At 54.9% G+C, this 21,008-nt stretch carries 23 protein-coding genes; all 23 read left to right on the top strand.

Annotated features, from left to right (window positions below):
- The first annotated feature begins 100 nt into the window (after positions 1–100).
- Positions 101–601 carry a 50S ribosomal protein L10 gene (rplJ, locus tag QF010_RS30260; protein WP_008145489.1) on the top strand — a complete coding sequence of 167 codons (501 nt, stop codon included), beginning with the start codon at positions 101–103 and terminating at the stop codon, positions 599–601.
- Positions 602–681: 80 nt separating this feature from the next.
- Positions 682–1,047, top strand: coding sequence for a 50S ribosomal protein L7/L12 (rplL, locus tag QF010_RS30255; protein ID WP_008145490.1), 366 nt, complete (start codon positions 682–684; stop codon positions 1,045–1,047).
- A 220-nt stretch (positions 1,048–1,267) separates the two neighbouring features.
- Positions 1,268–5,341 carry a DNA-directed RNA polymerase subunit beta gene (gene rpoB / locus QF010_RS30250; RefSeq protein ID WP_033059467.1) on the top strand — a complete coding sequence of 1,358 codons (4,074 nt, stop codon included), beginning with the start codon at positions 1,268–1,270 and terminating at the stop codon, positions 5,339–5,341.
- 64 nt (positions 5,342–5,405) lie between these two features.
- The gene (rpoC, locus tag QF010_RS30245; RefSeq protein ID WP_007896632.1) at positions 5,406–9,605 is read left to right on the top strand and encodes a DNA-directed RNA polymerase subunit beta'; all 4,200 of its coding nucleotides are present in this window, start codon (positions 5,406–5,408) and stop codon (positions 9,603–9,605) included.
- 216 nt (positions 9,606–9,821) lie between these two features.
- The gene (gene rpsL, locus QF010_RS30240; RefSeq protein WP_002555494.1) at positions 9,822–10,193 is read left to right on the top strand and encodes a 30S ribosomal protein S12; all 372 of its coding nucleotides are present in this window, start codon (positions 9,822–9,824) and stop codon (positions 10,191–10,193) included.
- A 118-nt stretch (positions 10,194–10,311) separates the two neighbouring features.
- Positions 10,312–10,782: a 30S ribosomal protein S7 gene (gene rpsG / locus QF010_RS30235; RefSeq protein WP_002555493.1), complete on the top strand. Its 471-nt coding sequence runs from the start codon at positions 10,312–10,314 to the stop codon at positions 10,780–10,782.
- Between the two features lie 30 nt (positions 10,783–10,812).
- Positions 10,813–12,918, top strand: coding sequence for an elongation factor G (gene fusA / locus QF010_RS30230; RefSeq protein ID WP_033059466.1), 2,106 nt, complete (start codon positions 10,813–10,815; stop codon positions 12,916–12,918).
- 31 nt (positions 12,919–12,949) lie between these two features.
- Complete coding sequence (gene tuf, locus QF010_RS30225) at positions 12,950–14,143, top strand: elongation factor Tu (RefSeq protein ID WP_008145495.1); 1,194 nt, start codon at positions 12,950–12,952, stop codon at positions 14,141–14,143.
- Between the two features lie 141 nt (positions 14,144–14,284).
- Positions 14,285–14,596, top strand: a complete 312-nt coding sequence (rpsJ, locus tag QF010_RS30220) for a 30S ribosomal protein S10 (protein WP_003186070.1) — start codon at positions 14,285–14,287, stop codon at positions 14,594–14,596.
- An 80-nt stretch (positions 14,597–14,676) separates the two neighbouring features.
- Complete coding sequence (rplC, locus tag QF010_RS30215; RefSeq protein ID WP_003186059.1) at positions 14,677–15,312, top strand: 50S ribosomal protein L3; 636 nt, start codon at positions 14,677–14,679, stop codon at positions 15,310–15,312.
- Between the two features lie 12 nt (positions 15,313–15,324).
- Positions 15,325–15,927 (top strand): 50S ribosomal protein L4, encoded by a 603-nt coding sequence (rplD, locus tag QF010_RS30210; RefSeq protein WP_007896707.1) that lies wholly within the window; start codon positions 15,325–15,327, stop codon positions 15,925–15,927.
- Positions 15,924–16,223 (top strand): 50S ribosomal protein L23, encoded by a 300-nt coding sequence (gene rplW / locus QF010_RS30205; protein ID WP_002555488.1) that lies wholly within the window; start codon positions 15,924–15,926, stop codon positions 16,221–16,223. The genes rplD and rplW overlap by 4 nt, the downstream gene beginning before the upstream one ends.
- Positions 16,224–16,237: 14 nt before the next feature.
- Positions 16,238–17,062: a 50S ribosomal protein L2 gene (gene rplB, locus QF010_RS30200; RefSeq protein WP_003176423.1), complete on the top strand. Its 825-nt coding sequence runs from the start codon at positions 16,238–16,240 to the stop codon at positions 17,060–17,062.
- Positions 17,063–17,078: 16 nt separating this feature from the next.
- Positions 17,079–17,354, top strand: coding sequence for a 30S ribosomal protein S19 (gene rpsS / locus QF010_RS30195; RefSeq protein ID WP_002555486.1), 276 nt, complete (start codon positions 17,079–17,081; stop codon positions 17,352–17,354).
- A gap of 13 nt (positions 17,355–17,367) precedes the next feature.
- Entirely contained in the window at positions 17,368–17,700 is a 333-nt protein-coding gene (rplV, locus tag QF010_RS30190; protein WP_003103908.1) for a 50S ribosomal protein L22, read from the top strand.
- 13 nt (positions 17,701–17,713) lie between these two features.
- Positions 17,714–18,400, top strand: coding sequence for a 30S ribosomal protein S3 (gene rpsC, locus QF010_RS30185; RefSeq protein ID WP_003176422.1), 687 nt, complete (start codon positions 17,714–17,716; stop codon positions 18,398–18,400).
- Positions 18,401–18,412: 12 nt separating this feature from the next.
- On the top strand, positions 18,413–18,826 hold the full coding sequence (rplP, locus tag QF010_RS30180; RefSeq protein WP_008145497.1) for a 50S ribosomal protein L16: 414 nt from the start codon (positions 18,413–18,415) through the stop codon (positions 18,824–18,826).
- Positions 18,826–19,017, top strand: coding sequence for a 50S ribosomal protein L29 (gene rpmC, locus QF010_RS30175; RefSeq protein ID WP_008030901.1), 192 nt, complete (start codon positions 18,826–18,828; stop codon positions 19,015–19,017). The genes rplP and rpmC overlap by 1 nt, the downstream gene beginning before the upstream one ends.
- Before the next feature lie 2 nt (positions 19,018–19,019).
- A complete protein-coding gene (rpsQ, locus tag QF010_RS30170) occupies positions 19,020–19,286 on the top strand; it encodes a 30S ribosomal protein S17 (protein WP_003176419.1) in 267 nt (88 codons plus the stop codon).
- Positions 19,287–19,309: 23 nt separating this feature from the next.
- Positions 19,310–19,678: a 50S ribosomal protein L14 gene (rplN, locus tag QF010_RS30165; protein WP_002555479.1), complete on the top strand. Its 369-nt coding sequence runs from the start codon at positions 19,310–19,312 to the stop codon at positions 19,676–19,678.
- 11 nt (positions 19,679–19,689) lie between these two features.
- A complete protein-coding gene (gene rplX, locus QF010_RS30160) occupies positions 19,690–20,004 on the top strand; it encodes a 50S ribosomal protein L24 (RefSeq protein ID WP_033059465.1) in 315 nt (104 codons plus the stop codon).
- A 20-nt stretch (positions 20,005–20,024) separates the two neighbouring features.
- The gene (gene rplE / locus QF010_RS30155) at positions 20,025–20,564 is read left to right on the top strand and encodes a 50S ribosomal protein L5 (RefSeq protein ID WP_003176415.1); all 540 of its coding nucleotides are present in this window, start codon (positions 20,025–20,027) and stop codon (positions 20,562–20,564) included.
- Between the two features lie 13 nt (positions 20,565–20,577).
- Positions 20,578–20,883 carry a 30S ribosomal protein S14 gene (gene rpsN, locus QF010_RS30150; RefSeq protein WP_003176414.1) on the top strand — a complete coding sequence of 102 codons (306 nt, stop codon included), beginning with the start codon at positions 20,578–20,580 and terminating at the stop codon, positions 20,881–20,883.
- Positions 20,884–21,008: the final 125 nt, after the last annotated feature.

Below are 21,008 nucleotides of genomic sequence, written 5' to 3'. Positions count from 1 at the left end.
AAGCCTACGCAGATGGTGCTCCCGGTTCCTTACCGAATCAGACACCAAAACGACATCTGGCCTCGGTTGGATGAAACGGTAACAAGCAGGAGTTTTTCCCGTGGCAATTAAACTTGAAGACAAGAAGGCCATCGTCGCTGAAGTCAACAAGGCTGCCCAAGTTGCTCTGTCCGCTGTCGTGGCTGATGCCCGTGGCGTAACAGTAGGCGCTATGACCGGACTCCGTAAAGAGGCTCGTGAAGCTGGCGTTTACGTACGTGTTGTACGTAACACCCTGCTCAAGCGCGCCGTTGCTGGCACTCAATATGACGTGCTCAACGACGTGTTCACCGGCCCGACCTTGATTGCATTCTCCAAAGATCATCCGGGCGCTGCTGCTCGTATCTTCAAAGAGTTCGCAAAAGGTCAGGATAAGTTCGAGATCAAGGCAGCTGCGTTCGAGGGCAAGTTCCTCGCAGCTAATCAGATCGACGTACTGGCAAGCCTGCCGACCCGTGACGAAGCAATTTCTCAGCTGATGAGCGTGATTCAAGGCGCAACCAGCAAATTGGCTCGTACTCTGGCGGCTCTTCGCGACCAGAAAGAAGCTGCCGCAGCCTAAGGCTGAGCGACTCCTTTCAGCGTTTATTGTTTATTTCGACGGCCGCGTAGGCTGTCACCCCAATACAGGAATTTATAGTCATGTCTCTGACTAACGACCAAATCATCGAAGCAATCGGCGAAAAATCCGTTCTGGAAATCGTTGAGCTGATCAAGGCCATGGAAGAGAAGTTCGGCGTTTCCGCTGCCGCTGCTTCCGCTGGTCCAGCTGCTGTCGCTGCCGTTGTTGAAGAACAAACTGAATTCAACGTCATGCTGCTGGAAGCTGGCGAGAAGAAAGTTAACGTGATCAAGGCAGTACGTGAACTGACCGGTCTGGGCCTGAAAGAAGCCAAGGCTGTAGTTGACGGCGCTCCTGGCGTTGTTCTGGAGGCTGTTTCGAAAGACGCAGCTGACAAAGCAAAAGCCACTCTGGAAGAAGCAGGCGCTAAAGTCGAGCTGAAATAAGCATCGACTTTGCGTCTCCAGCCCGAGCGTTAAGCGAAAGGCTGATGGCTGGTGGCTCTTGCCACCGGCCTTTTTCCGTTATTGGCAGCCGACTGGGTTGGTGCTGATAACGGGCTGTAACCACCCGATGCGGTGGCGCAAACCATGGGGTTTGCACGATTTTCTGGCTGCTCCCGTCGGGAGGGGCCAAACAAGCAGGTGACCAAGCTGGGGAACGCTGATGGCTTACTCATATACTGAGAAAAAACGTATCCGCAAGGACTTTAGCAAGTTGCCGGACGTCATGGATGTGCCGTACCTCCTGGCCATCCAGCTGGATTCGTATCGTGAATTCTTGCAAGCGGGAGCGACTAAAGATCAGTTCCGCGACGTGGGCCTGCATGCGGCCTTCAAATCCGTTTTCCCGATCATCAGCTACTCCGGCAATGCTGCGCTGGAGTACGTCGGTTATCGCCTGGGCGAGCCGGCATTTGATGTCAAAGAATGCGTATTGCGCGGTGTAACTTACGCCGTACCTTTGCGGGTAAAAGTGCGCCTGATCATTTTCGACAAAGAATCGTCGAACAAAGCGATCAAGGACATCAAAGAGCAAGAAGTCTACATGGGTGAAATTCCCCTGATGACTGAGAACGGTACTTTCGTAATCAACGGTACCGAGCGTGTAATCGTTTCCCAGCTGCACCGTTCCCCGGGCGTGTTCTTCGACCACGACCGTGGCAAGACGCACAGCTCCGGCAAACTGTTGTACTCGGCGCGCATCATTCCTTACCGCGGCTCGTGGCTGGACTTCGAGTTCGACCCGAAAGACTGCGTATTCGTGCGTATCGACCGTCGTCGCAAGCTGCCTGCATCGGTACTGCTGCGCGCGCTCGGCTATACCACTGAAGAAGTGCTCGACGCGTTCTACACCACCAACGTTTTCCATCTGAGCGGCGAAACTCTCAGTCTGGAACTGATTGCTTCGCGTCTGCGTGGTGAAATTGCTGTTCTGGATATTCAGGACGAGAAGGGCAAGGTCATCGTTGAGGCTGGTCGTCGTATTACTGCGCGCCACATCAACCAGATCGAAAAAGCCGGTCTCAAGACTCTGGAAGTGCCTCTGGACTACGTCCTGGGTCGCACTACCGCCAAGGCCATCGTGCATCCGGCAACCGGCGAAATCCTGGCAGAGTGCAACACCGAGCTGAACACCGAGATCCTGGCAAAAATCGCCAAGTCCCAGGTTGTTCGCATCGAAACTCTGTACACCAACGATATCGACTGCGGTCCGTTCGTCTCCGACACTCTGAAGATCGACTCCACCAGCAACCAATTGGAAGCGCTGGTCGAGATCTATCGCATGATGCGTCCAGGCGAGCCGCCAACCAAAGACGCTGCCGAGACTCTGTTCAACAACCTGTTCTTCAGCCCTGAGCGCTATGACCTGTCTGCGGTCGGCCGGATGAAGTTCAACCGTCGTATCGGTCGTACCGAGATCGAAGGTTCGGGCGTGTTGTGCAAAGAAGACATCGTTGCGGTGCTGAAGACTCTGGTCGACATCCGTAACGGTAAAGGCATCGTCGATGACATCGACCACCTGGGTAACCGTCGTGTTCGCTGCGTAGGCGAAATGGCCGAGAACCAGTTCCGCGTTGGCCTGGTACGTGTTGAGCGTGCGGTCAAAGAGCGTCTGTCGATGGCTGAAAGCGAAGGCCTGATGCCGCAAGACCTGATCAACGCCAAGCCAGTGGCTGCGGCGGTGAAAGAGTTCTTCGGTTCCAGCCAGCTTTCCCAGTTCATGGACCAGAACAACCCGCTGTCCGAGATCACCCACAAGCGTCGTGTTTCTGCACTCGGCCCTGGCGGTTTGACTCGTGAGCGTGCTGGCTTTGAAGTTCGTGACGTACACCCGACTCACTACGGTCGTGTATGCCCGATTGAAACGCCGGAAGGTCCGAACATCGGCCTGATCAACTCCCTGGCCGCTTATGCGCGCACCAACCAGTACGGCTTCCTCGAAAGCCCGTACCGCGTGGTGAAAGACGCTCTGGTCACCGACGAGATCGTGTTCCTGTCCGCCATCGAAGAAGCTGATCACGTGATCGCCCAGGCTTCGGCCACGATGAACGACAAGAAAATGCTGATCGACGAGCTGGTAGCTGTTCGTCACTTGAACGAATTCACCGTCAAGGCGCCGGAAGACGTCACCTTGATGGACGTTTCTCCGAAGCAGGTAGTTTCGGTTGCAGCGTCGCTGATTCCGTTCCTCGAGCACGATGACGCCAACCGTGCGTTGATGGGTTCGAACATGCAGCGTCAAGCTGTACCAACCCTGCGCGCTGACAAGCCGCTGGTCGGTACTGGCATGGAGCGTAACGTAGCTCGTGACTCCGGCGTTTGCGTCGTGGCTCGTCGTGGTGGCGTTATCGATTCCGTCGACGCCAGCCGTATCGTGGTTCGTGTTGCAGATGATGAAGTTGAAACCGGTGAAGCTGGTGTCGACATCTACAACCTGACCAAATACACCCGCTCCAACCAGAACACCTGCATCAACCAGCGTCCGCTGGTGCGTAAAGGTGATCGGGTTCAGCGTAGCGACATCATGGCTGACGGCCCGTCCACCGACATGGGTGAACTGGCGCTGGGTCAGAACATGCGCATCGCGTTCATGGCCTGGAACGGTTACAACTTCGAAGACTCCATCTGCCTGTCGGAACGAGTTGTTCAAGAAGACCGCTTTACCACGATCCACATTCAGGAACTGACCTGTGTGGCACGTGACACCAAGCTTGGGCCAGAGGAAATCACTGCAGACATCCCGAACGTGGGTGAGGCTGCACTGAACAAGCTGGACGAAGCCGGTATCGTTTACGTAGGTGCTGAAGTTGGCGCAGGCGACATCCTGGTTGGTAAGGTCACTCCGAAAGGCGAGACCCAGCTGACTCCGGAAGAAAAACTGCTGCGTGCCATCTTCGGTGAAAAAGCCAGCGACGTTAAAGACACCTCCCTGCGCGTGCCTACCGGCACCAAGGGTACCGTCATCGACGTACAGGTCTTCACTCGCGACGGCGTTGAGCGTGATGCTCGTGCACTGTCGATCGAGAAGACTCAACTCGACGAGATCCGCAAGGACCTGAACGAAGAGTTCCGTATCGTTGAAGGCGCGACCTTCGAACGTCTGCGTTCCGCTCTGGTAGGCCACAAGGCTGAAGGCGGCGCAGGTCTGAAGAAAGGTCAGGACATCACCGACGAAATCCTCGACGGTCTTGAGCACGGCCAGTGGTTTAAACTGCGCATGGCTGAAGATGCTCTGAACGAGCAGCTCGAGAAGGCTCAGGCCTACATCGTTGATCGTCGCCGTCTGCTGGACGACAAGTTTGAAGACAAGAAGCGCAAACTGCAGCAGGGCGATGACCTGGCTCCGGGCGTGCTGAAAATCGTCAAGGTTTACCTGGCAATCCGTCGCCGCATCCAGCCGGGCGACAAGATGGCCGGTCGTCACGGTAACAAAGGTGTGGTCTCTGTGATCATGCCGGTTGAAGACATGCCGCACGATGCCAATGGCACCCCGGTCGACGTCGTCCTCAACCCGTTGGGCGTACCTTCGCGTATGAACGTTGGTCAGATCCTTGAAACCCACCTCGGCCTCGCGGCTAAAGGCTTGGGCGAGAAGATCAACCGGATGATCGAAGAGCAGCGCAAAGTCGCTGAGCTTCGTAAATTCCTCGACGAGATCTACAACCAGATCGGCGGTCGTAACGAAGATCTGGATAGCTTCTCCGACCAGGAAATCCTGGATCTGGCGAAGAACCTGCGTGGCGGCGTTCCAATGGCCACTCCAGTGTTCGACGGCGCCAAGGAAAGCGAAATCAAGGCCATGCTGAAACTGGCAGACCTGCCAGAAAGCGGCCAGATGCAGCTGACCGACGGCCGTACCGGCAACAAGTTCGAGCGCCCGGTTACTGTTGGCTACATGTACATGCTGAAGCTGAACCACTTGGTAGACGACAAGATGCACGCTCGTTCTACCGGTTCGTACAGCCTGGTTACTCAGCAGCCGCTGGGTGGTAAGGCGCAGTTCGGTGGTCAGCGTTTCGGGGAGATGGAGGTCTGGGCACTGGAAGCATACGGTGCTGCTTACACTCTGCAAGAAATGCTCACAGTGAAGTCGGACGATGTGAACGGCCGTACCAAGATGTACAAAAACATCGTGGATGGCGATCACCGTATGGAGCCGGGCATGCCCGAGTCTTTCAACGTGTTGATCAAGGAAATTCGTTCCCTCGGCATCGATATCGATCTGGAAACCGAATAACACGTGACGCGAATCGAGAGCGGGGCAGGATTGCCCGCTCTCTGCTCCGCCAGGAGGAAAGGCCTTGAAAGACCTACTGAATTTGCTGAAAAACCAGGGTCAAGTCGAAGAGTTCGACGCCATCCGTATTGGATTGGCATCGCCTGAGATGATCCGTTCGTGGTCGTTCGGTGAAGTTAAAAAGCCGGAAACCATCAACTACCGTACGTTCAAACCTGAGCGTGACGGCCTGTTCTGCGCCAAGATCTTTGGCCCGGTAAAGGATTACGAGTGCCTGTGCGGTAAGTACAAGCGCTTGAAGCACCGTGGTGTGATCTGCGAGAAGTGCGGCGTTGAAGTTGCGCTGGCTAAAGTTCGTCGTGAGCGCATGGCGCACATCGAGCTGGCTTCCCCGGTTGCCCACATCTGGTTCCTGAAATCGCTGCCGTCCCGTATCGGCTTGCTGATGGACATGACCCTGCGTGATATCGAACGCGTTCTCTACTTCGAGAGCTATGTCGTTATCGATCCAGGCATGACCACTCTTGAAAAAGGTCAGCTGCTCAACGATGAGCAGTACTTCGAAGCGCTGGAAGAGTTTGGCGACGATTTCGATGCCCGTATGGGTGCCGAGGCTGTCCGTGAACTGCTGCACGCTATCGATCTGGAGCACGAGATTGGTCGTCTGCGTGAAGAAATTCCGCAAACCAACTCCGAAACCAAAATCAAGAAGCTGTCCAAGCGTCTGAAGTTGATGGAAGCCTTCCAGGGTTCCGGCAACCTTCCAGAATGGATGGTGCTGACCGTTCTGCCGGTTCTGCCGCCAGATCTGCGTCCACTGGTCCCGCTGGATGGCGGTCGCTTCGCGACTTCCGACCTCAACGATCTGTATCGTCGAGTGATCAACCGTAACAACCGCTTGAAGCGCCTGCTTGATCTGTCCGCTCCGGACATCATCGTGCGCAACGAAAAGCGTATGTTGCAGGAAGCTGTCGATGCATTGCTCGATAACGGTCGTCGTGGTCGCGCTATCACTGGTTCCAACAAGCGTCCTCTGAAATCCCTGGCTGACATGATCAAGGGTAAACAGGGTCGTTTCCGTCAGAACTTGCTCGGTAAGCGTGTTGACTACTCCGGTCGTTCGGTAATTACCGTAGGTCCGACCCTGCGTCTGCACCAGTGCGGTCTGCCGAAGAAGATGGCTCTCGAGCTGTTCAAGCCGTTCATTTTCGGCAAGCTGGAAATGCGTGGTCTCGCTACCACCATCAAAGCTGCCAAGAAGATGGTCGAGCGCGAGCTGCCTGAGGTTTGGGACGTTCTCGCTGAAGTGATCCGTGAACACCCGGTTCTCCTCAACCGTGCACCGACCCTTCACCGTCTGGGTATCCAGGCGTTTGAACCGGTACTGATCGAAGGTAAGGCTATCCAGCTGCACCCGTTGGTCTGTGCTGCGTACAACGCCGACTTCGACGGCGACCAAATGGCCGTGCACGTACCGCTGACACTGGAAGCCCAGTTGGAAGCGCGTGCGTTGATGATGTCGACCAACAACATTCTGTCGCCAGCCAACGGTGAGCCGATCATCGTTCCGTCGCAGGACGTTGTATTGGGTCTGTACTACATGACTCGTGAAGCGATCAACGCCAAGGGCGAAGGTCGTGTGTTCGCGGATCTGCAAGAAGTTGACCGTGTGTTCCGTGCCGGCGAAGCCGCACTGCACGCTAAAGTCAAAGTGCGGATCAACGAAACCGTCAACGATCGTGATGGTGGCAGCGTCAAGAACACCCGTATCGTCGACACCACTGTCGGCCGTGCGCTGTTGTTCCAGGTTGTTCCACCTGGCCTGTCGTACGACGTCGTCAACCAGCCGATGAAGAAAAAGGCGATCTCCAAGCTGATCAACCAGTGCTACCGCGTGGTTGGTTTGAAAGAGACCGTGATCTTCGCTGACCAGTTGATGTACACCGGTTTTGCCTATTCGACCATTTCCGGCGTTTCCATCGGTGTTAACGACTTCGTTATCCCGGATGAAAAAGCCCGCATCATCGGTGCTGCTACCGACGAAGTGAAAGAGATCGAAAGTCAGTACGCCTCCGGCCTGGTAACTCAGGGCGAGAAGTACAACAAAGTGATCGACCTTTGGTCCAAGGCGAACGACGAAGTTTCCAAGGCGATGATGGCCAACCTCTCGAAAGAGAAAGTCATCGACCGTCATGGCGTCGAAGTCGACCAGGAATCCTTCAACTCGATGTACATGATGGCCGACTCGGGCGCACGGGGTTCTGCTGCGCAGATCCGTCAGCTCGCCGGTATGCGTGGCCTGATGGCCAAGCCGGATGGTTCCATCATCGAAACGCCGATTACTGCGAACTTCCGTGAAGGTTTGAGCGTACTTCAGTACTTCATCTCCACTCACGGTGCTCGTAAAGGTTTGGCGGATACCGCGTTGAAAACTGCGAACTCCGGTTACCTGACTCGTCGTCTGGTAGACGTGGCGCAGGATCTGGTAGTAACCGAGATCGATTGCGGCACTGAACATGGCCTGGTAATGACTCCGCACATTGAAGGCGGTGACGTTGTTGAGCCACTGGGTGAGCGCGTATTGGGTCGTGTTATTGCCCGTGACGTGTTCAAGCCAGGTACCGAAGAAATCATCGTTCCTGCCGGCACGCTGGTAGACGAGAAGTGGGTCGAGTTCATCGAGCTGAACAGCATCGACGAAGTGATCGTGCGTTCGCCGATCAGCTGCGAAACCCGCTACGGCATTTGCGCCAAGTGCTACGGCCGTGACCTGGCTCGTGGTCACCAGGTGAACATCGGTGAAGCGGTCGGCGTTATCGCTGCCCAGTCCATCGGTGAGCCGGGTACCCAGCTGACCATGCGTACGTTCCACATCGGTGGTGCGGCAAGCCGGACCTCCGCAGCCGACAGCGTTCAGGTGAAGAATGGCGGTACCGTCCGTCTGCACAACCTGAAACACGTTGAGCGAGTGGATGGTTGCCTGGTTGCTGTGTCCCGTTCCGGTGAGCTGGCAATCGCTGATGACTTCGGTCGTGAGCGCGAGCGTTACAAGCTGCCGTACGGTGCTGTGATTTCGGTTAAAGAGGGTGACAAGGTCGACGCTGGCGCAATCGTGGCCAAGTGGGATCCGCACACTCACCCAATCGTTACCGAAATGAAAGGTACCGTGACCTACGTGGGCATGGAAGAAGGCATCACGATCAAGCGTCAGACTGACGAATTGACCGGTATGACCAACATTGAAGTACTCGACGCCAAAGACCGTCCAGCTGCCGGTAAAGATATCCGTCCTGCTGTGAAGATGGTTGATGACAACGGCAAGGATCTCTTGCTGCCGGGTACCGACGTAATTGCTCAGTACTTCCTGCCTGCTAACGCCCTGGTCGGTGTAGCGGACGGTGCGAAAATCGCGATCGGTGATGTTATCGCTCGTATTCCGCAAGAGACTTCGAAAACCCGTGACATCACCGGTGGTCTGCCGCGTGTTGCCGACTTGTTCGAAGCCCGTCGTCCGAAAGAAGCCTCGATTCTGGCTGAAGTCAGCGGCACCATCGCGTTCGGTAAAGAGACCAAAGGCAAGCGCCGTCTGGTCATTACCCCGAACGACGGTAGCGATCCGTACGAAGAGCTGATTCCGAAGTGGCGTCACCTGAACGTCTTCGAAGGCGAACAGGTAAACCGCGGCGAAGTTATCTCCGACGGCCCGAGCGATCCACACGACATCCTGCGTCTGCTGGGTGTGAGTGCGCTGGCCAAGTACATCGTGAACGAGATCCAGGACGTTTATCGTCTGCAAGGCGTGAAGATCAACGACAAGCACATCGAGACCATCCTGCGTCAGATGCTGCGTAAAGTTGAGATCGCTGAATCCGGCGATTCCAGTTTCATCAAGGGCGACCAGATGGAATTGACTCACGTTCTGGTAGAAAACGAACGTCTGGCTGGCGACGAGAAATTCGTTTCCAAGTTCACTCGCGTGCTGTTGGGCATCACCAAGGCGTCGTTGTCCACCGAATCGTTCATCTCGGCGGCTTCCTTCCAGGAAACCACTCGCGTACTGACCGAAGCGGCGGTAACCGGCAAGCGCGATTACCTGCGCGGCCTGAAAGAAAACGTGGTCGTGGGTCGTCTGATCCCGGCTGGTACCGGTCTGGCTTATCACAGCGAGCGCAAGCGCCGCCGTGATGCTGACAAACCGTTGCGCGTAAGCGCCAGTGAAGTGGAAGCTGCACTGACCGAAGCGCTGAACTCGAGCGGTAACTGAGTTCTGCGGTAAATAAGCGTAAGGCCCTGGCCATTCCGTTCATCGAATCGAGACAATTTGTCGAGGTTGGATGAGAGGGGAGGTCGGGGCCTTGCCTTGACTGGGGGCAAGATCCTCTTTAGACTCTTGTACCCCTAAATTTGGCGGGAATTCGTTCCTGCCATTTTGCTTTTCTTGCAAGACAATAGCGTCGCAAGACAACAGTGGAGCTAGTAGATGGCAACTATCAACCAGCTGGTACGTCAGCCGCGTAAGCGTATCGTCGAGAAATCCGACGTGCCTGCGCTGCAGAACTGCCCGCAACGTCGTGGCGTATGCACCCGTGTGTATACCACCACGCCGAAAAAACCTAACTCGGCACTGCGTAAAGTATGCCGTGTGCGTCTGACCAACGGTTTCGAGGTTTCCTCGTACATCGGCGGTGAAGGCCACAACCTGCAAGAGCACAGCGTGGTACTGATCCGCGGCGGTCGTGTAAAAGACTTGCCAGGTGTTCGTTACCACACCGTACGCGGTTCTTTGGATACTTCCGGCGTTAAAGGTCGTAACCAGGGTCGTTCGAAGTACGGTACCAAGAAGCCTAAGTAGTAGCGGCTTTTTGTAAAAACTGATTTTCTATTTTTCTGAGTCGATAAGAGTAAGGTCGGAGGCGTCCCGAAAGGGCACCGATTCCGAGCGAACCTGAAGACCGTTTGAGGGCTTATCCATGCCAAGAAGACGCGTAGCAGCCAAGCGCGAAGTGCTTGACGATCCAAAATACGGAAGCCAAATCCTGGCCAAGTTCATGAACCACGTGATGGAAAGCGGCAAGAAAGCCGTTGCCGAGCGTATCGTTTATGGCGCGCTGGAGAAGGTTAAAGAACGCAAGAACAGCGACCCCCTGGAAATCTTCGAGAAAGCTCTCGACGCCATCGCTCCGCTGGTCGAAGTAAAGTCGCGCCGTGTAGGCGGTGCTACTTACCAGGTTCCGGTTGAAGTTCGTCCGTCCCGTCGTAACGCCCTGGCAATGCGCTGGTTGGTAGACTTCGCCCGCAAGCGCGGCGAGAAGTCTATGGCTCTGCGTTTGGCTGGCGAACTGTTGGACGCTGCCGAAGGTAAAGGTGCTGCAGTTAAGAAGCGTGAAGACGTGCACCGTATGGCTGAAGCCAACAAGGCTTTCTCGCACTACCGCTTCTAATTTTAGCGTCACTAATTTTGCGAGGGCTTTATGGCTCGTACAACACCGATTAATCGCTACCGTAACATCGGTATCGTTGCTCACGTGGATGCTGGTAAAACCACCACCACCGAGCGCGTCCTTTTTTACACCGGCAAAAGTCACAAAATGGGCGAGGTGCATGACGGCGCCGCGACCACGGACTGGATGGTGCAGGAGCAGGAGCGTGGTATTACCATTACTTCTGCTGCTATTACCGCCTTCTGGCAGGGTTCCGAGAAGCAGCACAAAGACCAATACCGCTTCAACGTCATCGACACCCCGGGCCACGTTGACTTCACTATTGAAGTTGAGCGTTCCCTGCGTGTTCTCGACGGCGCGGTCGTTGTGTTCTGCGGCACCTCGGGTGTTGAGCCTCAGTCGGAAACCGTATGGCGTCAAGCCAACAAGTACGGCGTTCCACGTCTTGTTTACGTAAACAAGATGGACCGTGCTGGTGCGAACTTCCTGCGCGTGATCGGTCAGATCAAGCAGCGTCTGGGGCACACTCCGGTACCAATCCAGTTGGCTATCGGTTCCGAAGACAACTTCCAGGGTCAGATCGATTTGATCGCTATGGAAGCTGTTTACTGGAATGACGCTGACAAAGGCATGGTTCCAGTTCGCAAGCCTATCCCTGCTGAGCTGCAGGAATTGGCTGACGAATGGCGCGGCAACATGGTTGAAGCTGCGGCTGAAGCCAGCGAAGAGCTGATGAACAAGTACCTCGAAGGTGAAGAACTCACCAACGCGGAAATCAAGGCCGCTCTGCGTCAGCGTACTATCGCTGGTGAGATCGTTCTGGCTGTTTGCGGTTCTTCCTTCAAGAACAAGGGTGTTCCCCTGGTTCTCGACGCCGTTATCGACTACCTGCCTGCTCCTACCGACATTCCTGCCATCAAGGGTACTGACCCGGATGACGAGACCAAGGAAATGGAGCGTCACGCAGACGACAGCGAGCCGTTCTCGGCTCTGGCGTTCAAGATCGCTACCGACCCATTCGTGGGTACCTTGACCTTTGTTCGAGTTTACTCGGGCGTGTTGGCCTCCGGCGACGGCGTGATCAACTCGGTTAAAGGCAAGAAAGAGCGCGTGGGTCGTATGGTGCAAATGCACGCAAACGCCCGCGAAGAAATCAAGGAAGTACGCGCTGGTGACATCGCGGCCTTGATCGGCATGAAGGACGTCACCACTGGTGAAACTTTGTGCAACGCTGACAAGCCAATCATCCTGGTTCGCATGGACTTCCCGGAGCCGGTTATTTCGGTTGCCGTAGAGCCTAAGACCAAGGACGACCAGGAAAAAATGGGTATCGCGCTGGGCAAACTTGCTCAGGAAGACCCGTCTTTCCGCGTCAAGACTGATGAAGAGACTGGTCAAACGATCATCTCCGGCATGGGCGAGTTGCACCTGGACATCCTGGTTGACCGGATGCGCCGTGAGTTCAACGTCGAAGCCAACATCGGTAAGCCTCAAGTTTCGTACCGTGAGCGCATCACGAAGAGCTGCGAAATTGAAGGCAAGTTCGTTCGTCAATCCGGCGGTCGTGGCCAGTTCGGTCACTGCTGGATTCGTTTTGCTCCTGCTGACGAAGGTCAGGAAGGTCTGCAATTCCTGAACGAAGTAGTGGGTGGTGTGGTTCCTAAGGAATACATCCCGGCTATCCAAAAGGGTATCGAAGAGCAGATGAAGAACGGCGTTGTTGCCGGCTATCCGCTGATCGGCCTGAAGGCTACCGTGTTTGATGGTTCCTACCACGACGTCGACTCCAACGAGATGGCGTTTAAGGTGGCTGCTTCCATGGCGACCAAGCAACTGGCCCAGAAGGGCGGTGGTGAGTTGCTTGAGCCGATCATGGCGGTAGAGGTTGTTACGCCTGAAGACTATATGGGTGACGTGATGGGCGACCTTAACCGTCGTCGCGGCATGATCCTGGGTATGGAGGACACGGTTTCCGGCAAAGTGATTCGCGCCGAGGTTCCGTTGGGTGAGATGTTCGGTTACGCAACCGACGTTCGTTCCATGTCCCAAGGTCGCGCAAGCTACTCTATGGAATTCAAAAAATACAATACAGCTCCGTCGCATATCGTCGAAACTGTTACCAAAAAACAAGGCTGATTCAGCCCCTTTAGGCTAGGAGTTAATTGTCGTGGCTAAAGAAAAATTTGACCGTACCCTCCCGCACGTCAACGTTGGCACCATCGGTCACGTCGACCACGGTAAAACCACGCTGACCGCTGCTCTGACTCGCGTCTGCTCCGAAGTTTTCGGTTCGGCTGTTGTTGCTTTCGATAAAATCGACAGCGCTCCAGAAGAAAAGGCTCGTGGTATCACCATCAACACCGCGCACGTTGAATACAACTCGCTGATCCGTCACTACGCTCACGTTGACTGCCCAGGTCACGCTGACTATGTGAAGAACATGATCACCGGTGCTGCTCAAATGGACGGCGCTATCCTGGTTTGCTCGGCCGCTGATGGTCCGATGCCACAAACCCGTGAGCACATCCTGCTGTCCCGTCAGGTTGGCGTTCCGTACATCGTTGTCTTCCTGAACAAGGCTGACATGGTTGACGACGCTGAGCTGCTGGAACTGGTTGAGATGGAAGTGCGCGATCTGCTGAGCACTTACGACTTCCCAGGTGACGACACTCCGATCATCATCGGTTCGGCTCTGATGGCTCTGAACGGCCAAGACGACAACGAAATGGGCACCACTGCCGTTCGTAAACTGGTTGAGACTCTGGATAGCTACATCCCAGATCCAGTTCGTGTTATCGACAAGCCGTTCCTGATGCCAATCGAAGACGTATTCTCGATCTCCGGTCGCGGTACTGTTGTAACTGGTCGTATCGAGCGCGGTATCGTCAAGGTTCAGGATCCACTGGAAATCGTTGGTCTGCGTGACACTACCGTCACCACCTGCACCGGTGTTGAAATGTTCCGTAAGCTGCTCGACGAAGGTCGTGCTGGCGAGAACTGCGGCGTGCTGCTGCGCGGCACCAAGCGTGACGACGTTGAGCGTGGCCAGGTTCTGGTCAAGCCAGGTTCGGTTAAGCCGCACACTACCTTCGAAGCTGAAGTGTACGTGTTGAGCAAAGAAGAAGGCGGTCGCCACACTCCGTTCTTCAAAGGCTACCGTCCACAGTTCTACTTCCGGACCACTGACGTGACCGGTAACTGCGAACTGCCGGAAGGCGTTGAAATGGTAATGCCAGGCGACAACATCAAAATGGTTGTCACCCTGATCAAAACCATCGCAATGGAAGATGGTCTGCGTTTCGCTATTCGTGAAGGCGGTCGTACCGTCGGCGCTGGCGTCGTAGCCAAAATCATCGCTTAATAAGTGATGACTTGAAAAAGCCCCCGCCTAGCGGGGGCTTTTTTATTGGGTTGACACTGTGGTAGCCCGTCTATAGAATTGCGCCTCCTTTTAACGGGCGTATTGCGCTCGCTGGGAATAGCAGCCGGAGTCTGAAATCCAATGCAAAATCAGCAAATCCGTATCAGGTTGAAGGCTTTTGACCATCGCCTGATCGACCAATCCACCCAGGAAATCGTGGAAACCGCGAAACGTACTGGTGCTCAAGTGCGTGGTCCAATTCCACTGCCTACCCGTAAAGAGCGGTTCACCGTTCTGGTCTCCCCGCACGTCAACAAAGACGCGCGTGACCAGTATGAGATCCGTACTCATAAGCGTGTTCTGGACATCGTCCAGCCAACGGATAAAACCGTTGATGCTCTTATGAAGCTTGATCTTGCGGCCGGTGTGGAAGTGCAGATCAGCCTCGGCTAAGACTCGGTCTTAGTCGTGTAACGCTCTGAAATGGGCGGCCATAGCGGGTGAAAGCCCCGTACACTCATGAGGTTTACAACATGACTATTGGTGTAGTCGGTCGTAAATGCGGTATGACCCGTATTTTCACCGAAGAAGGTGTCTCCATTCCGGTCACGGTCATTGAGATCGAACCGAATCGCGTCACCCAGTTCAAAACTGAAGAGACCGATGGCTATCGTGCAGTGCAAGTCACTGTAGGCGAGCGTCGTGCTTCGCGTGTTACAGCTGCTCAAGCTGGCCACTTCGCTAAAGCGAACGTTGCCGCTGGTCGTACCGTAATGGAATTCCGTCTTGAAGAAGGCGAGTACCAGGCCGGCGATCTGATCAACGCTGAAATCTTCGCCGCTGGTCAACTGGTTGATGTAACCGGTCAGTCCAAAGGTAAAGGCTTCCAGGGTACGATCAAGCGTTGGAATTTCCGCGGGCAAGATAATACCCACGGTAACTCCGTATCCCACCGCGTTCCAGGCTCTATCGGCCAGTGCCAGACTCCTGGTCGTGTATTCAAGGGCAAAAAAATGTCCGGTCATATGGGCGCTGAGCGCGTGACCGTGCAGTCCCTCGAAGTAGTGCGCGTGGACGCTGAACGCAATCTGTTGTTGGTCAAGGGCGCTGTTCCTGGCGCTACTGGCGGCAACTTGGTTGTACGTCCAGCAGCCAAGGCTCGCGGTTAAGGGGAAGCTGACATGCAATTAAATGTAAATGACGCTCAAGCGATCGAAGTTTCCGAACTGACATTTGGCGGCGAATTCAACGAGACGCTCGTTCACCAAGCAGTCGTGGCCTACATGGCCGGCGGCCGTCAAGGTAGCAAGCAGCAAAAGACCCGTTCCGACGTTCGTGGTGGCGGTAAGCGCCCATGGCGTCAGAAAGGTACTGGCCGTGCTCGTGCCGGTACTATCCGTAGCCCAATCTGGCGTGGCGGCGGTACCACTTTCGCAGCTCGTCCTCAGGATCACACCCAGAAGCTGAACAAGAAGATGTATCGCGCAGCAATGCGTTCCATCCTTGCTGAGCTGGTGCGTACTGATCGTCTGGTTGTGGTTCAGGACTTCGCTGTTGATGCACCGAAGACCAAAGATCTGCTGAACAAACTGACCGGCATGGGCCTGACTGACGTCTTGATCGTGTCTGAAGTAGTTGATCAGAACCTGTACCTGGCTGCTCGTAACCTGCCACACGTTGATGTACGTGACGTGCAAGGTTCCGATCCAGTTAGTCTGATCGCATACGACAAGGTGTTGATCACCGTGTCGGCCGTGAAGAAATTCGAGGAGCTGCTGGGATGAACCAGGAACGCGTATTTAAAGTTCTGCTTGGCCCGCACGTTTCCGAGAAGGCTACGGTTCTGGCTGACAAGAAAGGCCAGTTCGTTTTCAAGGTTGCAACTGACGCAACCAAGCTGGAAATCAAGAAGGCCGTCGAAAGCCTGTTCAGCGTGAAAGTAGAGCGTGTTACTACCCTGAATGTTCTGGGTAAGAGCAAGCGCACTGCTCGCGGTCTGGGCAAGCGTAATGACTGGAAGAAGGCAGTTATCTCCCTTCAGCCAGGCCAAGATCTCGATTTCAGCAGCAGTGCTGAGTAAGGAAGGGGTGCATCATGGCAATCGTTAAATGCAAACCGACTTCCCCTGGCCGCCGTTTTGTGGTCAAGGTGGTCAACCAGGAGCTGCATAAAGGCGCTCCTCACGCACCGCTGCTCGAGAAAAAATCGAAGACTGGTGGTCGTAACAACAATGGTCGCATTACCACTCGTCACATCGGTGGTGGCCATAAGCAGCATTATCGTCTGGTCGATTTCCGTCGCAACGACAAAGATGGCATCTCTGCCACTGTCGAGCGTATTGAATACGATCCAAACCGTACTGCTCACATCGCTCTGCTGCTGTACGCAGATGGCGAGCGTCGCTACATCATCGCCCCTAAAGGCGTGAGTGCTGGCGACCAGCTGATCGCAGGTGCTCTGGCACCGATCAAGCCGGGCAACGCTCTGCAACTGCGTAACATTCCAGTTGGTAGCACCGTACACGGCATCGAATTGAAGCCAGGTAAAGGCGCGCAAATCGCTCGTTCCGCTGGTGCTTCGGCTCAGCTGATCGCTCGTGAAGGTGTCTACGTGACCCTGCGTCTGCGTTCTGGTGAGATGCGTAAAGTGCTGGCTGAATGCCGCGCGACCCTGGGTGAAGTCTCGAACTCCGAGCACAGCCTGCGTTCGCTGGGTAAAGCTGGTGCCAAACGCTGGCGTGGCGTTCGCCCAACCGTTCGTGGTGTTGCCATGAACCCGGTTGACCACCCACATGGTGGTGGTGAAGGTCGTACCTCTGGTGGTCGTCATCCGGTATCGCCATGGGGCTTCCCGACTAAGGGCGCGAAGACTCGTGGTAATAAGCGTACCGACAAAATGATCGTCCGTCGTCGCAAGTAAATAGAGGGATACGACAGTGCCACGTTCTCTGAAAAAAGGTCCTTTTATTGATCTTCACCTACTGAAGAAGATCGAAGTGGCGGCGGAAAAGAACGATCGCAAACCAGTGAAAACCTGGTCGCGTCGTTCGATGATCCTGCCACAAATGGTCGGTTTGACCATTGCAGTGCATAACGGTCGTCAACATGTTCCAGTTCTCGTGAACGAAGACATGGTCGGCCACAAACTGGGCGAGTTTGCCGGTACCCGCACATATCGTGGGCACGTGGCAGACAAGAAAGCCAAGCGTTAAGGGGTAAGGAACGATGGAAGTAGCCGCTAAGTTGTCGGGCGCTCGAATCTCCGCCCAGAAAGCCCGCTTGGTCGCCGACCAGATCCGCGGGAAGAAGGTGGGCGAAGCGCTCAACCTGTTGGCTTTCAGCAGTAAGAAAGCCGCCGAGATCATGAAGAAAGTGCTGGAGTCGGCCGTAGCCAACGCCGAGCATAACGAAGGCGCAGACGTTGATGACCTTAAAGTCAGCACCGTTTTCGTCAACGAAGGGCGTTCGCTGAAGCGAATCATGCCACGTGCCAAAGGCCGTGCTGATCGCATCGTCAAGCGGTCTTGCCATATCACTGTCAAGGTTGCTGACAAGTAACGGAGTCGAAGAGATGGGTCAGAAAGTACATCCCATTGGCATTCGCCTGGGAATCGTCAAGGAGCACACCTCCGTCTGGTACGCAGACGGTCGGACTTATGCGGACTATTTGTTCGCTGATCTGAAGGTGCGCGAGTATCTCCAAGACAAACTAAAAAGCGCGTCCGTAAGCCGTATCGATATCCATCGTCCGGCTCAGACTGCACGTATCACCATCCACACCGCTCGTCCAGGTATCGTTATCGGGAAGAAAGGTGAAGATGTTGAGAAACTGCGTCAGGACCTGACCAAGCAAATGGGTGTGCCTGTGCACATCAATATCGAAGAGATCCGCAAGCCGGAACTCGACGGTATGCTGGTTGCGCAGAGCGTAGCTCAGCAGCTGGAGCGTCGCGTAATGTTCCGTCGCGCTATGAAGCGCGCTGTTCAGAACGCCATGCGCATTGGTGCCAAAGGCATCAAAATCCAAGTGAGCGGTCGTCTCGGCGGTGCTGAAATTGCACGTACTGAATGGTATCGCGAAGGTCGTGTGCCACTGCACACCCTGCGTGCCGACATCGACTATGCCAACTACGAAGCTCACACCACTTACGGTGTGATCGGTGTAAAGGTTTGGATCTTCAAAGGCGAAGTAATTGGTGGTCGCCAAGAAGAACTGAAACCACAAGCACCAGCGCCTCGTAAAAAAGCTGCTAAGTAAGGGGTACGCCAAATGTTGCAACCAAAGCGTACGAAGTTCCGCAAGCAGATGACAGGCCACAACCGTGGTCTGGCACAGCGCGGTAGCAAAGTCAGCTTCGGCGAGTTCGCGCTGAAGTCTGTAGCTCGTGGTCGTCTCACCGCTCGTCAGATCGAGTCAGCGCGTCGTGCTCTGACCCGTCACGTTAAACGTGGCGGCAAGATCTGGATCCGTGTATTCCCGGACAAGCCTATTTCCAAAAAGCCACTCGAAGTTCGGATGGGTAAAGGTAAGGGTAGTGTGGAGTACTGGGTTGCCCAGATTCAGCCAGGCAAAGTCCTGTATGAAATCGAGGGTGTTACTGAAGAGCTGGCGCGTGAGGCTTTTGCCTTGGCTGCTGCAAAGCTGCCGCTCGCCACTGCCTTCGTTAAACGGACGGTGATGTGATGAAAGCGAACGAACTTCGTGAAAAAGACGCGCCGCAGCTTAACGAGCAACTGCTCGGCCTGCTGCGCGACCAGTTCAATCTGCGTATGCAGAAAGCAACTGGCCAGTTGGGGCAGTCTCACCTGCTCCGGCAAGTTAAGCGTGACATCGCTCGCGTGAAGACTGTGCTCAAACAGCAGGCAGGTAAGTAATCATGGCTGAAGCCGAAAAAACCGTCCGTACGCTGACTGGCCGTGTTGTCAGCGACAAAATGGACAAGACCATCACCGTTCTGATCGAGCGTCGCGTTAAGCACCCGATCTACGGTAAATACGTTAAGCGTTCGACTAAGCTGCACGCGCACGACGAAACCAATCAGTGCCACATCGGCGACAAAGTCACTATTCGTGAAACTCGTCCTTTGGCCAAGACTAAGTCTTGGGCGCTGGTTGATGTTCTCGAACGCGCTGTGGAAGTCTAAGGACTAGGGGTCGGAGAAATTATATGATTCAGACTCAATCCATGCTCGATGTGGCCGATAACAGCGGCGCTCGCCGTGTTATGTGCATCAAGGTGCTGGGTGGCTCCCATCGTCGTTACGCTGGTATCGGTGACATCATCAAAGTTACCGTGAAGGAAGCAATTCCTCGCGGTAAAGTGAAAAAAGGCCAAGTGATGACTGCTGTTGTAGTCCGCACTCGTCACGGCGTACGTCGTGCTGATGGCTCCATTATCCGCTTTGATGGCAATGCTGCTGTTCTTCTGAACAACAAGCAAGAGCCGATCGGCACCCGTATCTTTGGGCCAGTGACCCGTGAACTTCGTACTGAGAAGTTCATGAAGATCGTCTCGCTCGCCCCAGAAGTGCTGTAAGGAGATCCGACATGCAAAAGATTCGTCGTGACGACGAGATCATCGTGATCGCCGGCAAAGACAAAGGTAAGCGCGGTAAGGTGCTTAAGGTTCTCGCTGACGACCGTCTGGTCGTTGGTGGTCTGAACCTGGTCAAGCGTCATACCAAGCCTAACCCGGCGTCGGGCGTACAAGGCGGTATCGTCGAGAAAGAAGCGCCACTGCACGCTTCCAACGTTGCCATTTTCAACGGCGAAACCAACAAGGCTGATCGCGTTGGTTTCAAAGTAGAAGACGGTAAGAAAATTCGTGTCTTCAAGTCGACCCAAAAAGCGGTTGATGCTTGAACACTGCTAGGTAGAAGACCATGGCACGACTAAAAGAGATTTACTGGAAGGAAATCGCACCGAAGCTTAAGGAAGAACTTAAGCTTTCGAACGTGATGGAAGTTCCACGCGTTACCAAAATCACCCTGAACATGGGTCTGGGCGAAGCGGTCGGTGACAAAAAAGTCATCGAGCACGCTGTTGCCGATCTGGAAAAGATCACCGGTCAGAAAGTCGTTGTGACTTACGCTCGGAAATCCATCGCTGGCTTTAAAGTCCGTGAAGGTTGGCCGATCGGCGTCAAAGTGACTCTGCGCCGTGAGCGTATGTACGAATTCCTGGATCGTCTGCTGTCGATCTCCCTGCCTCGGGTCCGCGACTTCCGCGGCCTGAATGCCAAGTCCTTCGATGGTCGTGGTAACTACAGCATGGGCGTTAAAGAGCAGATCATCTTCCCGGAAATCGACTACGACAAGATCGATGCTCTCCGCGGTCTGGACATTACCCTGACCACCACTGCCAAGAACGATGATGAAGGTCGCGCGCTGCTGCGTGCTTTCAAATTCCCGTTCCGCAACTGATTGGAGTAGGAAAATGGCCAAGATGAGCATGAAAAACCGCGAGCTGAAGCGTCAGCTCACGGTTGCCAAGTACGCCAAAAAGCGTGCAGCACTGAAAGCAATCATCGTTGATCTGAACGCAAGTCCAGAAGCACGTTGGGAAGCTACAGTAGCTCTGCAGAAGCAGCCACGTGACGCAAGCGCCTCGCGCATGCGTAACCGCTGCCGCCTGACCGGTCGTCCACACGGCGTTTACCGCAAGTTCGGCCTTGGCCGTAACAAACTGCGTGAAGCTGCAATGCGTGGTGACGTACCTGGTCTGGTTAAAGCCAGCTGGTAAGCACTATCAAAGTCTCGGTGGTCCGGATCGCAAGATCCTGACCACCGGTGACCTTGAACTTGAATCAAGCCCCTATTGGGGCTTGATTCATTTGTGGGGTGTGTCTAGAATACCCGGCTCGCCTG

Source organism: Pseudomonas silensiensis (genome assembly GCF_050434865.1).
In the GTDB taxonomy this organism is placed as follows: domain Bacteria; phylum Pseudomonadota; class Gammaproteobacteria; order Pseudomonadales; family Pseudomonadaceae; genus Aquipseudomonas; species Aquipseudomonas fluorescens_W.
Note: the sequence above shows the minus strand (reverse complement) of the source record. Positions and strands in the feature narration are given on the sequence as shown.

What these genes read in the sequence shown, in the direction of transcription:
- rplN (WP_002555479.1), top strand. Translation starts at nt 19,310, where the DNA reads ATGATTCAGACTCAATCCATGCTCGATGTGGCCGATAACAGCGGCGCT.
- rplB (WP_003176423.1), top strand. Translation starts at nt 16,238, where the DNA reads ATGGCAATCGTTAAATGCAAACCGACTTCCCCTGGCCGCCGTTTTGTG.
- fusA (WP_033059466.1), top strand. Translation starts at nt 10,813, where the DNA reads ATGGCTCGTACAACACCGATTAATCGCTACCGTAACATCGGTATCGTT.
- rpsN (WP_003176414.1), top strand. Translation starts at nt 20,578, where the DNA reads ATGGCCAAGATGAGCATGAAAAACCGCGAGCTGAAGCGTCAGCTCACG.
- rplE (WP_003176415.1), top strand. Translation starts at nt 20,025, where the DNA reads ATGGCACGACTAAAAGAGATTTACTGGAAGGAAATCGCACCGAAGCTT.
- rplW (WP_002555488.1), top strand. Translation starts at nt 15,924, where the DNA reads ATGAACCAGGAACGCGTATTTAAAGTTCTGCTTGGCCCGCACGTTTCC.
- rpsQ (WP_003176419.1), top strand. Translation starts at nt 19,020, where the DNA reads ATGGCTGAAGCCGAAAAAACCGTCCGTACGCTGACTGGCCGTGTTGTC.
- rpmC (WP_008030901.1), top strand. Translation starts at nt 18,826, where the DNA reads ATGAAAGCGAACGAACTTCGTGAAAAAGACGCGCCGCAGCTTAACGAG.
- rplL (WP_008145490.1), top strand. Translation starts at nt 682, where the DNA reads ATGTCTCTGACTAACGACCAAATCATCGAAGCAATCGGCGAAAAATCC.
- rplV (WP_003103908.1), top strand. Translation starts at nt 17,368, where the DNA reads ATGGAAGTAGCCGCTAAGTTGTCGGGCGCTCGAATCTCCGCCCAGAAA.
- rplP (WP_008145497.1), top strand. Translation starts at nt 18,413, where the DNA reads ATGTTGCAACCAAAGCGTACGAAGTTCCGCAAGCAGATGACAGGCCAC.
- rpsG (WP_002555493.1), top strand. Translation starts at nt 10,312, where the DNA reads ATGCCAAGAAGACGCGTAGCAGCCAAGCGCGAAGTGCTTGACGATCCA.
- rplC (WP_003186059.1), top strand. Translation starts at nt 14,677, where the DNA reads ATGACTATTGGTGTAGTCGGTCGTAAATGCGGTATGACCCGTATTTTC.
- rplX (WP_033059465.1), top strand. Translation starts at nt 19,690, where the DNA reads ATGCAAAAGATTCGTCGTGACGACGAGATCATCGTGATCGCCGGCAAA.
- rpsL (WP_002555494.1), top strand. Translation starts at nt 9,822, where the DNA reads ATGGCAACTATCAACCAGCTGGTACGTCAGCCGCGTAAGCGTATCGTC.
- rplD (WP_007896707.1), top strand. Translation starts at nt 15,325, where the DNA reads ATGCAATTAAATGTAAATGACGCTCAAGCGATCGAAGTTTCCGAACTG.
- rpsJ (WP_003186070.1), top strand. Translation starts at nt 14,285, where the DNA reads ATGCAAAATCAGCAAATCCGTATCAGGTTGAAGGCTTTTGACCATCGC.
- rpsC (WP_003176422.1), top strand. Translation starts at nt 17,714, where the DNA reads ATGGGTCAGAAAGTACATCCCATTGGCATTCGCCTGGGAATCGTCAAG.
- rpoB (WP_033059467.1), top strand. Translation starts at nt 1,268, where the DNA reads ATGGCTTACTCATATACTGAGAAAAAACGTATCCGCAAGGACTTTAGC.